Raw genomic sequence first — 14,037 nt, 5'->3', positions numbered from 1 at the left:
TGCTTAAGGCTCTGCGCATAGGGTGATCGCGCGGATTTCCCGCGCGAAAGGACGCGCGATGCGCATAGCTGCGCCGAATGGCGACGAAACGGCTGAGATTTCTCTCGAACGGCTGCACTATGGGAAGCTCGCTTTTGGCGCGACGCTGCGCGTGCCGGCGACCGCGGGCTATGGCGTGACCTTGCGCAGTTGCAATCTGCAGCCGGCCGACGACCAGCTGCTTTCGCCGCCGCGTCTGATGGCGCTTCGCCGCTTCGAGCCTGACCTCGTCGATCCGGCTTCTCGACGACGCGGCTCCTTCATCGCGCGGATCGCCCCGGAGCCCAATTCTCGCCGCGCCATTTTTTTGCGCGCGCGTTTCCGGCCTGAAGACGGCGAAAGCGGCCACGGACGTCTCTATCAGCAGAGCGCCGTCTGGAGCGCGAGCGCCGCGGACTGGCGCCGACATCCGGCGGCGCTCCTCGCCATGGCGGACGCCGAGCTCGATGCGCGACCGGATCTCGTGACCGAAGACGAGGCGACGCGCTACAGCGCCGCGCCGGCGCGTTACCTAGTTCGGTTCATCGATCCGCGGGACGTCTGGAGCGCGCTCGAGGATGCGCTGGGAGCGACCCGCTGGGCGACGCCAACGCTCGAATTTCTGGCGCGGGGCGCCGAAACGGGCCAGGACGCGACGCTGACCTTTGGCGCCGACGATTTTGCGAGCGAGACCGAGTTTCTCGGAGCTGTCGGCCTGGCGCTGCAGTTCTTGCCGGCGAGCTATCCCCGCTGGCGCGAGATCAGCGTCGTTTCCGGTCTGCTGCACGCGCCGCAGGGTCTTTGCCTGCGCTACCTTCCGTCGCTACGCGCGGCAGCGCGCGCAACCCCCGTCGCCGCCTGAACTCTAACCTGGCGAACGCCTCTCCATCGGCCCCGGTTCGGCGATCAGGTAGCGCTCAAGCGCGCCGGAGCGCCGCCGTGGCAGGTTCGCGGCGCCGGCGTCCGAGTAATAGGCGCGCGGGCCGCTGACGACGCCGTCGGCAGAGTAATGCAAGGCGCGGGCGGCGCGCGGCTTCAGCGCCGCGAAGAGCCGCGCCTCAATCTGCCCGACGGTGACATTGTCGACGAGATAGGCGCCTTTGCGGTCGACGTGAGCGATTTCGTCGCGCACGAGCCGATTGAGAATAGCGACGATATTGTCATGCACATTCGGCGGCAGCGCCGACATCGCTTCCGCGTCAGGGTCGATCTCGCTCATGTCGCCGTGAACCGGCTGCGCCGCGCGCAGGACGGCTTTCATCGCGCGGATATCGACGGGCTGCTCCTCGTCGTCGGAGAGATCGATCGGCGCGGCGAACTGACGCCGCTCGCGCGCCTCATAGCCGCGTTTGAAAATCTCCGACAGGAATTTCATGATGAACAGAAAGGCGTCCTGCGCCATCGCGACGCCGATCGCCATCGTCGAATCGGGTGTGAAGCTCCAGAAAGCTTCGCGCGCCAGTTCGAATTTATTGCGCTCGGAACTGTGCGTGCGCAAATAGGCGTCGCTTTTTTTCAAAAGCTCGCGCACCTCGTCGTCTGAAAGCCCAGCCGCCTTGCCGGAGACGACGCAGGCGTCGACGAGGGTCTTCGCATCGTTGAAGCCGTTTGCCGCAGCGGCCTTGTCCGACGCCGGCGCCGAGCGGATCTTGGCGACAATCGCTGAGAGTTCGTCGCGCAGCCCGGCTTCAAGCCCACATTTTTTATCGAAGGCCGCGCGCGCGGCGATCGATTCGTCGCGCGCCGAGAGCAGATCGCGGGCCTCCCCCTGCGGTTCGCAGGTGAAGTCGCGCGGCACGCTTCCCGGCAGCGCATTTGATTGCCGCGCCGCCGCCAGAATCGGTTCGCATAGAGGCTTCGCGTCGCGCACGGCGCGCCACGTCGGCTCGAGGCGCAGCTGGTCGCGCAGCGCGGCGAGGTCGCGCAATGTCGCGTCGAGATCGAGCGCGGCTTCGCCCTTCGGCATCGGACGGCCGGAAGCGGCGCTCGCGGTCTCGGCCTTCTGTTTTAGCGTGATCGTCTGCGCGTTGAGCGCGTCGCGCCGCTTCACCGCGTTGGCGCGTTCGTTGGTCGGGCCGGCGAGCGTCTGCCGCAGCGCCGCAACGCGTTTCATCGCTTCAGCCGCCTTCTCCCGATGCGCCCGGCAGTTTGGTCCGCAGGACGCGCCCATGCCGTCGAGGCCATGCTCGGCGTCGACGGCGAGCTGTTCTTCCTGGCGCACGGCGGCGGCCGCGGACGCCATCTCGTCCTGTTTCGCTTTTACGACGGCGTCGAGCTCGGCGATGCTGCGCTCAAGCGCCTCGATTTCGCGTCGCGCATCCTCGAGCTGACGCATCGCCGCCTGCGCGCTTGCCATTTCCAGCGCGGCCTGGCTCGCGGCCTGCGCGATGACCGCCTGCTGCGCCTCCTGCCGCTTGCGAATGGCGTCGCGCAGCGCCGGTCCCGCTTGCCGCGCGGTGTCGATGAGGCCGTCGATCGAATCGAGATAGGCCTTGTAGCTGGGCGTCGCGGCGATGCGCGCGGAGGCCGCTTCGAAAGCGGCGGCGATGTCTTTCGTCGCCGGCAGCAGGACTTCCGTCGCAAGCTCCATCGGCGCCAGCTCGGCGACGATCTTGCGCGAGGAGAGCTTGAAGATGTTGTTGTAGTAGTAGGTGAACGAAAAAAAGGCGGAGATCGAGAAGACGAACGCGAAGACCAGCGCCGTTACGCCGGTCTTGATGATCATGCGTTCGCGGGCCATGCGCCGCCGCGCGATGAGCGCCGCAAGGTCGACGCCCAGCGACCAGGATGTCGCGGCCAGCATCGTAAGGACGGCGGTCGTCGCGATCAGCGTGCCGGCGATCCCGATCACGTCTCCGGGCTCCCGCTGCATGATGTCGATCATGCCGGACGAGGTTGTGTAGAAGACCCAGCCCAGAACGGGCAGGGCGGCGGCCATGCCGAGGCGGCCGAGGTTGAGATCGCCGCTCCACAGGCGGGCGAGCGGCGAAATCAGAGCGTCGAAAAGACCGAAGCGCCGCCGCGGGGCCGAGGCGTCGGCGACGCGCGCCTGCTGCGTGGAGACGGTCATCGCGCAGACGCTCTCGACGCTGGAACCAGCCGGCTGCGCATGTCCGCTCCCTTGGAAAAAGCAATGTGGGTTGGTGACGTTGCCGGCGAATTGAGACGGATTTGCGCTCCGGCGCAAGGGCGGACCGCCGCTGCGGCGCAGCGCGTTGGCGGCGCTCCCGGCGGATGCTCGCCGCGCATCGGACCTTGGGGGCGGGTGCGGCGCGGCGCCCCGCTTCCCCTTCCTGAACGATTCGTGCTAGACGGCGAGATTATTGTCTGCGGCTGGGCCGTTCGGCCGCGACTCGCGCTGACGGGCCTTGATCCCGTCAGGTCTCCAAGGGGTCAGCCGTGGCCATTCCGTTCCGCTATATCGCCAAGATCGGCGTCTATCTGCTCAAGCAGCACCTCACGGGCGTGCGGCGCTATCCGCTCGTGCTCATGATGGAGCCGCTGTTCCGCTGCAATCTGGCCTGCGCCGGCTGCGGTAAGATCGATTACCCCGATCACATCCTCAACAAGCGGCTTTCGGTCGAGGACGCGCTGCGCTCGGTGGACGAATGTGGCGCGCCGGTGGTGGTGGTCGCCGGCGGCGAGCCGCTTCTGCACAAGGAGTTGCCGGAGATCGTCGAAGGCGTCGTCGCGCGGCGCAAATTCGCGATCGTCTGCACCAATGCTCTGCTGCTCGCCAAGAAGATCGACCTCTTCAAGCCGAGCCCCTATTTCACCTGGTCGATCCATCTTGATGGCGACAAGGAGATGCACGACCGCGCGGTTTGCCAGGACGGGGTCTATGAGCGCGCCGTCGAGGCGATCAAACTCGCCAAGTCGAAAGGCTTCCGCGTCACCACCAACAGCACCTTCTTTTCCGACGCGGATCCTGAGCGCGTCGCGAAATTCCTCGACGCGACCACGGCGCTCGGCGTCGATGGGATGACGCTTTCGCCGGGTTACGCCTATGAGCGGGCGCCGGATCAGACTCACTTCCTCAACCGCACGCGCACCAAGGAATTGTTTCGCGCCATTCTGCGTCGCGGCCGGGGCGGGAAGGCTTGGGACCTCACCCAGTCGACGCTGTTCATGAATTTTTTGGCCGGCAATGTGAGCTATCGCTGCACCCCCTGGGGGATGCCGCTGCGCACGGTGTTTGGCTGGCAGCGTCCCTGCTATCTGCTCGGCGAGGGCTATGTGCCGACGTTCAAGCAGCTGATGGAGGAGACCGACTGGGACGCTTACGGCGTCGGCAATTACGAGAAATGCGCCGACTGCATGGTGCACTCCGGCTTTGAGGCGACCGCCGTCGCCGATTCGGTTCGCCGGCCCTGGCGGGCGGCCGCCGTCGCGCTCTTTGGCGTGCGCACCGAGGGGCCGATGGCGCCTGACGTCTCGCTCGAGAACCAGCGCCCGGCCGAATATGTCTATGACGAAAATATCGCCAAGCTCTCAGAGATCCGCGAGCACGAGGCGCAGCAACGGGCCGAGCAACGGTCCACAGCGGCTTAGCGAGACGAAGGCGGCGCGGGAATCGAGGCCAGCCCGGATCATGCCGCCAAGTTGATGCGGCCCGCGGATCAGCTCGCGGGCGACGCCAAGGGCATGAATGTCGCCTTCAGGCGTCAGCGCTTTGGCGACGAGCGGCGGCAGCGCGCGCGCCGCCGGATCGCTGATCGCGCGCAGCGCGACGAAAGGAATGTCGCGCCGCCGCGCGAATTCTTCGGCCAGATGCGATTCCATGTCGACCGCCACCGCTTGCGCGCCTTCGCGCAGCGCCGCCTTGGCGGCTGGATGCATCGCCGGCTGGTCGACGCCGATGATGGCCCCCGGCGCAACCTTGCAGCCGGCTGCGGCCGCGCCTTTCATCAGCACTGACGAGAGCCGCGGATGGGTGTCGCGCCGCAAGTCGCCCCCGACGATGGCGTCGGCCACGACGACATGGCCGGGCCGCAGCGCGTAATCCAGTCCGCCCGCGAGTCCGAAGCTGACGACGGCGGAAAACTCGGCTCCGCCGAGCGCATCGAGCGCTTGCCGCAGGCGCGCGACATTCGCGCCGCTGCACAGCGTCGTGACGCCTTCGCCGGCGGCGCAGGCGGCCTCGCGCTTCATGCCGACGATGACGAGAATCGGCGCGAGGGCGTTCAGTTCGGCGGTTTTTCTGCGGCCAGCAGTGCGCGCCATTGCTCCTCCGGCCAAGGGCCGTATCAGCTTTATCGAGAAGATGCTTCTAGAGCCCGACCTGCACGCGCTTGCTGTTGGCGCGCCTCAAATTGCGATAGCGCGCGAGCGCCCAGAGCGGGAAGAATTTTCCATAGCCATGATAGCGCAGATAGAAGACGCGCGGAAAACCCGTCGCGGTGAAACGCGCCTCATTCCATAGGCCGGCGTCGTTCTGCGTCGACTGCAGATAGGCGATCCCGCGCGCGACGGCCGGATGGTCGACGTCGCCCGCCGCCATCAGCGCGAGCAGCGCCCAGGCGGTTTGCGAGGCTGTCGAGGGCGATTTTTCATAGCCCTTGTAATCGAGCTTGTAGCTCGCGAGGTCTTCGCCCCAGCCGCCATCCTCGTTTTGGATCGCGGCGAGCCAGCCGACGGCGCGACGGTAAGCGTCATGCTCTTGCGGCAGGCCGACGGCGTTGAGCGCGCACAGCGTCGACCAGGTCCCGTAGATGTAATTCGCGCCCCAGCGGCCGAACCAGCTGCCGTCCTTTTCCTGTTCTTTGAGCAGATAGTCGACGCCGCGCTTGAGGCATTCGCTCGATTCAATCGTATCGCCGAGCTGCGCCAGCATGGACACGCAGCGCGCGGAAACGTCCGCCGTTGGCGGATCGAGCAGCGCGCCGTGATCGGCGAAGGGGATGTGGTTCAAATAGTGGCATGTGTTGTCGGCGTCGAAGGCGCCCCAGCCGCCGTTCTTCGACTGCATGCCGATGATCCATTCTTTGGCGCGGGCGATGCGTTCGTCATAGGGACGGGAAGCGTCATTCGCCGTGAGGCGATCCATCGCCGTCACGACGACCGCCGTGTCGTCGACGTCCGGATAATAGGCGTTGGCGTATTGGAAGGCCCATCCGCCGGGCCGAACGTCGGGCCGCTGCGCCGCCCAGTCGCCTTTGACGTCGAGCACCTGCAAGGGCGCGAGCCATTCGCAGGCCTTGCGCGCCTGTTCGCGCGCGTCTTCGTCGCCCGTCTCAAGCAGCGTGTGCGCCGTCAGACAAGTGTCCCACACCGGCGAAACGCAGGGCTGGCAATAGACTTCCGTATCGGTCACGACGAGCAGCCGCTCGATCGCCTCGCGCGCCTGTTTCTTACGCTCGTCGGCGTCGGGCGCGCCGAGCACGTCATACATCAGCAGGCTGTTGACCATGGACGGAAAGATGCCGCCCAGTCCGTCGACGCCATTGAGACGCTCGGTCGTCCATTCCATGGCAAGTTCGATCGAGCGCTCGCGCGGGCCGCTGGGCATGTGCGGCTCAATCAAACGCAGAAGCTTGTCGATCTGCCCGAAAATATTCGCCCAAGGCCAGGTCTGGTGTTCGCCCTTGGGCCATACCTTCACCTCTTCCGGCGGCGTCGTGAAGAGTTCGGCGATGTGAATGTTCTTGGGGTTCTTCGCGCGCGGCTTTTTCGTCATCAGCACCAGCAGCGGCACGAGAACGGTGCGGCCCCAATAGGAAATCTTGTCGAGGTGGAAGGGAAACCACTTCGGCAGCAGCATGATTTCGACCGGCATCACCGGCACGCCGCGCCACGGAATCTCGCCGTAAAGCGCCAGCAGCGCGCGCGTAAACACATTGCTCTTGGCCGCGCCGCCATACGCGAGGATCGCCGCGCGCGCGCGCGCCATATGCGGCGCGTCGACTTCGTCGCCGATCATCTTGAGCGCGAAATACGCCTTGACGCTGGAGCTGATGTGGAAAGGCCCGTCCTGATAGAGCGGCCAACCGCCGTGATCGCCCTGACAGCGGCGCAGATAAACGCCGATCTTGCGCTCGAGTTCCGCGTCGACCGGCTCGGCGCGGAAATGGCGCATCAGCACATATTCAGCCGAGAGGCTGGTGTCGGCTTCGAGCTCGAAGCAGAAATGTCCATCGCCTTTGCCGAGCGACAGAAGCGCGCGCTTGGCATTTTGAATGCTCGTCTCCAGCGCTTCGGCGGAAACGGCGGTGAAATTAGCGTCGATACGCGCGGCGGCGTTCATTGCAATCCTTTTTGATTTGCGGTCACGCGATGCTGAGCGTCGCGGACTTCGCCGATTCATGATGCGGCTTCACGACGATCTCGACGTCCTGCCCCAGGGCGACGAGAAATCGCATGAGCCGCTCCAGCGAGAACTGCCGGAAATCGCCGTGCAGCAGCTTCGACACGTCCGGCTGCTTGACGCCGAAGAGTTGCGCGGCTTGCACTTGCTTCAACCCGCGCTCCTTAAGCAGCGCTTCGATCTTGCGAACGAGCTGCGCCTTGAGGAGGTGGTCGTCGAGTGGCGCCTTGGGCGCGAGCGAGTCTTCGGTCATCTCGGCTTGGGGGATGTATTGGACGCCCAGTTCGCGCCGATGCGCATGAACTATAGTGAATTAGCTATATCGTCAAGTCGCATCTGGCTCATCGATTGCTACAGGGCAGGGCAAGGGCGCCTGGCGCCGGCGTGGCGCGCGACTTTGTCCGAAAGGTGAGCCGATGGACGAACTCTATGTGATTTGTCGGACAGAGGAGATCGAGGACTCCGAGGCGACGGGATTCGTCCTGATGCGCGCCGAGGCGAGCGGCGACGCCGCCCCCTATCCGATCCTGATCACGCGCAAGGGCAACAATTTCTATGGCTTCGAAAACGCTTGCCCGCATGAAGGCGAGCGGCTCGACGTCAATGCTGGCCAGTTCATGGACGAGGAAGGGAATTTCCTCGAATGCGGCAGGCATCATGCGCAGTTCGACATCGACACCGGCCACTGCTTCATCGGCCCCTGTCAGGGCCAACGGCTGACGCCGATCAAACTCGTCGTCGACGAGGGCGACGTCTGCCTTACCGGCGTGCTGCTCGCCGAAGAATGAAAGGCGCTCTATGACCGATATGGCGGAACTGCAAAAACGAAAGCAACCGCTCAATCTCGCGATCGTGCATGTCGATCCCGACGCCTTCATCGCGAATTATGTGCCGTGGCTCGAGATCACGAGTTTCATCACGGCGCTGCGCGCGGGCGACGTTGAGGCCCCCGCCGACGGCGCGACGCCGAAGCTGACGCCGCAGCAGATCAAAGGCGCGGCCGCGGTGAATTACGGGGGAGACGCGCTCTTTGCCTTTTGCATGGCGGCGGCGCTGAAAGGCGACAAGGCCGCGGTTGAAAAGGTCGACGCGGCGCTCACCGAGCAGCTCGGCCAGGAGTATCCGGGTTCGACGGCGCTGTGGAGTTTCCGTTCGCCCATCGCCTCGCCGATGAGCCTTGAAGATCACGTCGGGCAGGCCGCGCAGAAAATGCTTGCCGGCGACATCCCGCCGCCGCCCATGCGCGCGCGCGAGAACTGGAACGCCGGCCTGCGCTTCTTCGAAAAGGCGCGCAAATCGAATTTCGTGAACGAGATCGTCTATCCGCTGGCGTTGTGGACGCGCGCCAAATGGACCGAGACGCTGGAGAAGGGCGTCGCCTTCATGGCGCATATCGAGGATAGCGTGCCGGAGTTGCAGGAATGCCTCGCCGAGACGCGCAACGATCAGGCCTTCATCGCCAATATGCTGCTGAAGATGGCGCCCGCGATTGAAACGGATCTAACGGACGAGATGCAGGGCTTCCTGCGCTCGCTGTCGCGGCGGGTGTAGGCCGCGCCGTCGCGCCGCGACGATGCGCCACTATAAAAACTGCTGATGTTTTCGCCGGGCGAAACGAAGTCTTAACCATCGGCCGCTGATGGTCGTTCGAACGGAGCTAGAGGAGTGAGCATGGCTACGAAAACGGAAGGCGAACGCGCACTGGCCGACCTCGAGGCCGGTAAGTTTTCTTTCCCGATGGTCGACGCCATCAGGGATCATGTGAATCAGCTCGACGCCGAGCTGCAACGCGCCAGGACGGAGCTTCAGAGCGTCAATTCGCTGCATGAGGGCGTCGTCAACCAGCTCAGACAGCAGGAGTTTACGATCCTGCGGCTCGAAGGAGAGCTGCGCAAACTGAACGCCAGACTCTACGCCCTGCTGAAGGCCAATGTTCTGACGGAGATCGCCCTGCGCGAGACGAAGCGCGGCGCAGTGAAATTTATCGAACTTCTCCCCGTCGCGCGCAAGCATGCCGAGGAAGGGTCGAAGGCGGCGCTGGCCTATCTCTCGACGATTGATTTCAAGGCCAAGGTCGAGGCGGCGAAGGCGCATCCGCTGACCGAGAAGACGCTCGCCTGGCTTGCGAATCTCGATCTACGGGCCGAGTGGACGAAGCTGAAGACGCATCGACTGACGACAAAGGCTATCAGCGAGCTTCAGTCGGCCCTTCTCATGGCGAAGGACAATCTGCCGGTCGTGCAGAAGCGGATCGCCGCGCTTGTCGAAAAGGCGACGGCTTATATTGCCGAGCTGCAAAAGAAGGCTGCGTAAATCCGACGAGGGCAGGGCGCCAAGCTGCGCCCGCTCGCTGGCCGCGCGCCTATCCGCGCGCGAGTCGAAATCGAACCGACACGGGCCTTGCGGCCCTACGAGTTAAGTCCGTGAGCGCAAGTCTGTGCGCGCGACTGCAGTTCGCATTCACGCTGGCGCCGACGTGCGCGCCGGCTTTACCGCTCCGACATCGACCTGAATCTCGTCACCCTCGACGCGAAGCGCATAGGGGTGGAGCGCATTGCGGACGAGATGCGTCACGCATTTGCCGCTTGTGCTGTCGAACCCCCATTGGTGGTGTGGACAGGTGACGGTTTGACCGTTGAAGGTCGCCTCGCTCAACGGCATGTCCGCATGCGGACAGCGCCCGCGATAGGCCTTGAGGTCGCCGCCGGTCGGCCAAACCAGGAGCACGCTCTTTTTGCCGGCGTGAAAGAGGCCCATGCCGCCTTCGCTCACGGCCCCGGTGTTACAGATCGCGGTGAACGCCATCATGATCGCCTTCAGAAGATCAACCTCTGAAGGCGGTAGCAAATTGCAGACCAGGGAAAGTGCGGCGACGAGCCGGGCGCGCAAGACGAGACAGCGGTTGCATGGCAGAGAGTCGAACCGGCGCGGGCCTTGCGGCCGCCCGGTTACGCCTCACTGCGGCGAAGAGAAGGTTATTGTGAGCGGATCGTTAAGGCTTGCGCATTGGTCGTAGGGCTGCACCGTACCCGACGGATAGCCGCAGTAGTAGAGACCATTGCCAGTTTGTGTTCCCATGGGATTGCTGCCGCCGTCGCTCATGGGGCTGAAGAACGCCTGATAGCAGCCCGTCCCCAAATTGCCTGCGCAGTTCTTGAGAGTCGGCGCGAGCGAGCTGTAGCCACATTTGCTTGGATAGTTTGCAGGTCCCAAAGAGGGCGTCCCTCCGCAGGTGAAGGTGGCGTGGCCAGCGCTGCAGGAGACTTGAACGCCGAAATTGTAATTTGCGGGCCCCTGACTGGCGCAATACCCCGGCGATGAAGTTTTATTCTGCTGGTTGGCAGGGTCAACCTGGCTAGGATTTAACTGGGACACGTTGTAACCGGACTGTACGACGCCATAGTCATAATAGGTGCAGTTCGGAAGCCATTGCGGGTCGTTGCAGGCGACGCCATTCGCGTCCACATTCCTCGGGATCACGCTGATGTCATATCCGAGCCCGGAACCCGTGCCGGATACTTCGATAATCGTCATCGGTTGCAGAGAGGCAGGCGTGCAACCCGTCATCGACTGGGTGTTAGCGCAGACCTTGTTTTGCGCGGAAGGCCAGCTCACCGAGCCAGTGCACGTCGCGCCTTGAGGAACGATTAAGTTGTTATTCGAGTCAGAGGTGCAGCCGCCGGAAAAAGAAACTCCCGGAAGCAGATTCGATCCTGTCGGGCCATAGGCTCCGACGATTATTTGCTGCCCGACATTGTTGATGAAATTCACCTGAGCGCTGACATTCTGCGCGTGGCCGAACCGAGTGAAGCAAATCAGCGCGCCCATGATCGCAGCGAGTTGAAACAGCGATCGTGAAAATGAGGATGTATCGTTTCTCATTTCATCGTCCTACGTCTTTGAAATTAAAAACTCGAAAGCGCCGAAACGGAGCGCCGACGATAAACGCCGGTTCTGTCGAGCTTAAGCTAATGGCTCTCGGTAGCGCTTGTCTAGGCAGAGCCCCTGCAGAGATGTGGAAATGCTAATCTCAGCGACGGCGCTAGACAGGAAAGACGCTTGCGTGGTGCGGGCGGCCGGAATCGAACCGGCACAGGCCTTGCGGCCCTACGGATTTTAAGTCCGTTGCGTCTACCAGTTTCGCCACGCCCGCGGAGCGCTCGTTTATAGGGGCGCGGACCCGACGCCGCCAAGAGGATTATATGCGCCGCCGGCGCCGGCCCTCGGGCTTGGCGTCCGGCGTGCCGATCGGCGCCTGAAACGACAGGCCCGTGTCCCACGGAAAAAAGATCCAGGTGTCCTGCGAGACTTCGGTGACGAAGGTGTCGACCATCGGCAGGCCTTGCGGCTTGGCGTAGACAGTGGCGAAATGCGCATTCGCCAGCGTGTCCCGTACGGCTTTCGCCGTGGCGCCGGTGTCGACGAGATCGTCGATGATAAGCACTTCGGAGCTTGGCCGCGCGAGAATCGTGTCGGTCAGAGGCTTGAGCACCTGGATCTCGCCACGCTCCGTTTCCTCGTGATAGCTCGCGACGCAGATAGTTTCGATGACCCTTATGCCGAGTTCGCGCGCCACGATCGCCGCGGGCACCAGACCGCCGCGCGTTACCGCCACAATCGCCGAGAATCCGCCGATAGAAGCGAGACGCCAGGCGAGCGCGCGCGCGTCGCGGTGAAAAATGTCCCAGGAGACCGGAAAGATCTTGTCGGACCCATACATCAGCTTCAAGCCTCCCGATCGCGCCGTCAGCGCGCCTTTTCCGACGATAGCGACGCAATCATCGCGCGCGCCGCCGCCGTCGCGCGCGCCAAGAGCGCCGCGTCGCGACTGCGCAGCACAATCTGATTCCTGAATCCGGCGCTCGTAAAGGATGGATAGGAGCCGACGCTCACGCCATCATGGCCGCGCGCGATCGCTTCCAATCCCGCGGCGTAGGCGCCTTCCGGAACGCCGTAAGCTTCGATGGTCTCGACGAGCACCCGCGGGCCGGCCGCGAGCCGCGGCCCGACCACGTCCATCATATTCTGCATGATCGTCGGCACGCCGGCCATCACGATGACATTGCCGATCCAGAATCCCGGCGCCTTGGAAATGGCGTTGAAAATCAGCTCCGCGCCCTTTGGAATGCGCGCCATCCGCCGGCGCGCCGAATTGAGCTCGCCTTCCGAAAAGCGTTCCCGAAGGAGCGCAATGGCGCGCGGATCCTCGCCGATGTCGACGTCAAAGGCGCGGGCGACCGAGTCGGCGGTGATGTCGTCATGGGTCGGCCCGATGCCGCCGGTCGTGAAGACATAGGTGTAGCGGGCGCGCAGCGCATTCAGCGCCTCGACGATCGCCTCCGTCTCGTCGGGCACGATTCGCGCCTCGCGAAGATCGACGCCGATCTGCGCCAGATAATTCGCGATATAGCTTGTGTTCACGTCCTGCGTGCGGCCGGACAAGATTTCATCGCCGATCACGAGAACCGCCGCGCTTGCCGGCCTGTCGCCCGCCGTTTCTTGCGCCATTACCGGCCTCCCTGTCGCTGATTATGACCATGGCGGCCGTGAACGCCAGCCCTGGCGCTCATTCCGCAGCGGCGGGCGCGACCAGGGTAAATTGCTCGACGGCGGCGGCGATGCGGCGCAGCAGGCCCAGGCAGGCCACAACGAAGATGACGTCAAGGGCGGGCGAAGCGAGGCTTGCCTCCTGCAAAATCTGCCCGAACGCGCTCAGCAGGCTGGCGCTTGAATAGGTCGAGAGGCCGTTGCGGCCGAGCAGCGTGAAAAATGGAAAAAGCCGCGTTTGGCTCAGCGCCGCGGTGATCTTCGAAAAATGAAGCACATAAGCGAGGGCGACGAAATCGACGATGCGGACGACGCCAAGATCCGTCTTGTCCCAGTCGAGATAGCGCCCTGCGGCGTCGACAAGCCCGGGCGCAAAGCCAAACGCATTGGAGACGACGAGTGACGAAAGGATGGTGAAGGCGAGAGCGAGTCGATAGGCGATGGCGTGATAAGGCACCCCGCGCGTTTTGAGCGCGCCGCCGCAGTAGATCCCCAAGGCGAACATAAATTGCCAGGCGAAGGGGTTGAAATACCAGTAGCCGGGCTCCGGCCAGGTGGGAACGTTGAATCCCAGCAGGCGCGCGGCGGCATAAACCGCGGCCGAGGCCGCAAGCATGCGCAGACCGCCGCGCGAAGCGCATGCGAAGAGCGCCGGCGCAAGCGCGATCAGCACGACATAGAGCGGCAATATGTTGAAGTAAGCGACTTGGTGACTGAGCGCGAGAATGCCGACGACGCCTCGCGCCGGGTCGGCGAAAGGCGCGGCGCGGCTGTTCTCGGAGCCGAGGAAATCCCAGGGCGTGAAATAGCTCGCGACGCCATAAAGCGCCAACGCCGCTACGGTCAGACCGAGATGGGCCCCGTAAAGGCGCAGAGCGCGGCCGTAGAGCGAAGCCGCCGCGTCGACGACATTGCGCCTGAATTTTTCGCCATAGGCCAAGGCGATCGAAACGCCCGAAAGAAAAACAAAGCCTTCGGCTGCATCAGAAAAGCCGAAATTGCGCGGCGTGATCGCGCCGAGCACATTGCCCGGGATGTGATTCACCAGGATGATGGCGAGGGCCGCGCCCCGCCAGAAATCTATGCCCTCGACTCGCTTTCCCTGCACCCGCTTTCCACGCCCTTTTGTCCCTGCGCCCGTGGCCCGGTAGCAAGCCGCATGCTCCATT

General features: G+C 64.0%; 14 protein-coding genes and 1 tRNA gene. 5 read left to right on the top strand and 10 right to left on the bottom strand.

Features of this window, described 5'->3' with window-relative positions:
- The first annotated feature begins 58 nt into the window (after window positions 1–58).
- Complete coding sequence (locus tag ACR65W_RS10305) at window positions 59–880, top strand: hypothetical protein (RefSeq protein WP_434498321.1); 822 nt, start codon at window positions 59–61, stop codon at window positions 878–880.
- 3 nt (window positions 881–883) lie between these two features.
- Here the strand turns inward: ACR65W_RS10305 and ACR65W_RS10300 are convergent, their stop codons facing one another.
- On the bottom strand, window positions 884–3,088 hold the full coding sequence (locus ACR65W_RS10300; protein WP_434498320.1) for a hypothetical protein: 2,205 nt from the start codon (window positions 3,086–3,088) through the stop codon (window positions 884–886).
- A 329-nt stretch (window positions 3,089–3,417) separates the two neighbouring features.
- Between ACR65W_RS10300 and hpnH the strand changes: the two genes are divergently transcribed.
- The gene (hpnH, locus tag ACR65W_RS10295) at window positions 3,418–4,569 is read left to right on the top strand and encodes an adenosyl-hopene transferase HpnH (protein WP_434498319.1); all 1,152 of its coding nucleotides are present in this window, start codon (window positions 3,418–3,420) and stop codon (window positions 4,567–4,569) included.
- Here hpnH and ACR65W_RS10290 read toward each other — a convergent pair.
- Genes ACR65W_RS10290 through ACR65W_RS10280 form a run of 3 tightly spaced genes read right to left on the bottom strand, consistent with a single transcriptional unit; the run spans window position 4,510 to window position 7,574 of the window.
- A complete protein-coding gene (locus ACR65W_RS10290) occupies window positions 4,510–5,241 on the bottom strand; it encodes a phosphorylase (protein WP_434498318.1) in 732 nt (243 codons plus the stop codon). The genes hpnH and ACR65W_RS10290 overlap by 60 nt on opposite strands.
- A 46-nt stretch (window positions 5,242–5,287) precedes the next feature.
- Window positions 5,288–7,261: a squalene--hopene cyclase gene (gene shc, locus ACR65W_RS10285; protein WP_434498317.1), complete on the bottom strand. Its 1,974-nt coding sequence runs from the start codon at window positions 7,259–7,261 to the stop codon at window positions 5,288–5,290.
- Window positions 7,262–7,283: 22 nt separating this feature from the next.
- Window positions 7,284–7,574 (bottom strand): helix-turn-helix domain-containing protein, encoded by a 291-nt coding sequence (locus ACR65W_RS10280; protein WP_434498316.1) that lies wholly within the window; start codon window positions 7,572–7,574, stop codon window positions 7,284–7,286.
- Window positions 7,575–7,737: 163 nt separating this feature from the next.
- Here ACR65W_RS10280 and ACR65W_RS10275 point away from each other — a divergent pair, with 163 nt between their 5' ends.
- From ACR65W_RS10275 to ACR65W_RS10265, 3 genes are all read left to right on the top strand, one after another.
- Window positions 7,738–8,109: a Rieske (2Fe-2S) protein gene (locus ACR65W_RS10275; RefSeq protein WP_434498315.1), complete on the top strand. Its 372-nt coding sequence runs from the start codon at window positions 7,738–7,740 to the stop codon at window positions 8,107–8,109.
- Window positions 8,110–8,119: 10 nt separating this feature from the next.
- Window positions 8,120–8,872 (top strand): hypothetical protein, encoded by a 753-nt coding sequence (locus tag ACR65W_RS10270; RefSeq protein ID WP_434498314.1) that lies wholly within the window; start codon window positions 8,120–8,122, stop codon window positions 8,870–8,872.
- A 120-nt stretch (window positions 8,873–8,992) separates the two neighbouring features.
- The gene (locus ACR65W_RS10265) at window positions 8,993–9,634 is read left to right on the top strand and encodes a hypothetical protein (protein ID WP_434498313.1); all 642 of its coding nucleotides are present in this window, start codon (window positions 8,993–8,995) and stop codon (window positions 9,632–9,634) included.
- A 147-nt stretch (window positions 9,635–9,781) separates the two neighbouring features.
- Here the strand turns inward: ACR65W_RS10265 and ACR65W_RS10260 are convergent, their stop codons facing one another.
- The 6 genes from ACR65W_RS10260 to ACR65W_RS10235 all read right to left on the bottom strand — a co-directional run bounded on the left by ACR65W_RS10260 (window position 9,782) and on the right by ACR65W_RS10235 (window position 13,976).
- Window positions 9,782–10,126 carry a Rieske (2Fe-2S) protein gene (locus ACR65W_RS10260; protein ID WP_434498334.1) on the bottom strand — a complete coding sequence of 115 codons (345 nt, stop codon included), beginning with the start codon at window positions 10,124–10,126 and terminating at the stop codon, window positions 9,782–9,784.
- A gap of 150 nt (window positions 10,127–10,276) precedes the next feature.
- Window positions 10,277–11,203 carry a hypothetical protein gene (locus ACR65W_RS10255; protein WP_434498312.1) on the bottom strand — a complete coding sequence of 309 codons (927 nt, stop codon included), beginning with the start codon at window positions 11,201–11,203 and terminating at the stop codon, window positions 10,277–10,279.
- A 182-nt stretch (window positions 11,204–11,385) separates the two neighbouring features.
- A tRNA-Leu gene (locus ACR65W_RS10250) sits at window positions 11,386–11,474 on the bottom strand.
- 45 nt (window positions 11,475–11,519) lie between these two features.
- Window positions 11,520–12,041 (bottom strand): xanthine phosphoribosyltransferase, encoded by a 522-nt coding sequence (gene gpt, locus ACR65W_RS10245; RefSeq protein WP_029649062.1) that lies wholly within the window; start codon window positions 12,039–12,041, stop codon window positions 11,520–11,522.
- 26 nt (window positions 12,042–12,067) lie between these two features.
- A complete protein-coding gene (locus ACR65W_RS10240) occupies window positions 12,068–12,829 on the bottom strand; it encodes a competence/damage-inducible protein A (protein WP_434498311.1) in 762 nt (253 codons plus the stop codon).
- 58 nt (window positions 12,830–12,887) lie between these two features.
- Window positions 12,888–13,976: an OpgC family protein gene (locus ACR65W_RS10235; RefSeq protein WP_434498310.1), complete on the bottom strand. Its 1,089-nt coding sequence runs from the start codon at window positions 13,974–13,976 to the stop codon at window positions 12,888–12,890.
- Window positions 13,977–14,037: the final 61 nt, after the last annotated feature.

This window comes from Methylocystis sp. (assembly GCF_051062815.1).
Lineage (GTDB): Bacteria > Pseudomonadota > Alphaproteobacteria > Rhizobiales > Beijerinckiaceae > Methylocystis.
This window is presented reverse-complemented; position numbering and strand designations above follow the sequence as displayed.

Bases quoted from the DNA above. Each gene is read 5' to 3' on its own strand.
- ACR65W_RS10255 (WP_434498312.1), bottom strand. From the start codon at position 11,203: ATGAGAAACGATACATCCTCATTTTCACGATCGCTGTTTCAACTCGCT.
- gpt (WP_029649062.1), bottom strand. From the start codon at position 12,041: ATGTATGGGTCCGACAAGATCTTTCCGGTCTCCTGGGACATTTTTCAC.
- ACR65W_RS10290 (WP_434498318.1), bottom strand. From the start codon at position 5,241: ATGGCGCGCACTGCTGGCCGCAGAAAAACCGCCGAACTGAACGCCCTC.
- ACR65W_RS10280 (WP_434498316.1), bottom strand. From the start codon at position 7,574: ATGACCGAAGACTCGCTCGCGCCCAAGGCGCCACTCGACGACCACCTC.
- ACR65W_RS10305 (WP_434498321.1), top strand. From the start codon at position 59: ATGCGCATAGCTGCGCCGAATGGCGACGAAACGGCTGAGATTTCTCTC.
- ACR65W_RS10300 (WP_434498320.1), bottom strand. From the start codon at position 3,088: ATGACCGTCTCCACGCAGCAGGCGCGCGTCGCCGACGCCTCGGCCCCG.
- ACR65W_RS10240 (WP_434498311.1), bottom strand. From the start codon at position 12,829: ATGGCGCAAGAAACGGCGGGCGACAGGCCGGCAAGCGCGGCGGTTCTC.
- ACR65W_RS10260 (WP_434498334.1), bottom strand. From the start codon at position 10,126: ATGGCGTTCACCGCGATCTGTAACACCGGGGCCGTGAGCGAAGGCGGC.
- ACR65W_RS10265 (WP_434498313.1), top strand. From the start codon at position 8,993: ATGGCTACGAAAACGGAAGGCGAACGCGCACTGGCCGACCTCGAGGCC.
- ACR65W_RS10270 (WP_434498314.1), top strand. From the start codon at position 8,120: ATGACCGATATGGCGGAACTGCAAAAACGAAAGCAACCGCTCAATCTC.
- shc (WP_434498317.1), bottom strand. From the start codon at position 7,261: ATGAACGCCGCCGCGCGTATCGACGCTAATTTCACCGCCGTTTCCGCC.
- ACR65W_RS10275 (WP_434498315.1), top strand. From the start codon at position 7,738: ATGGACGAACTCTATGTGATTTGTCGGACAGAGGAGATCGAGGACTCC.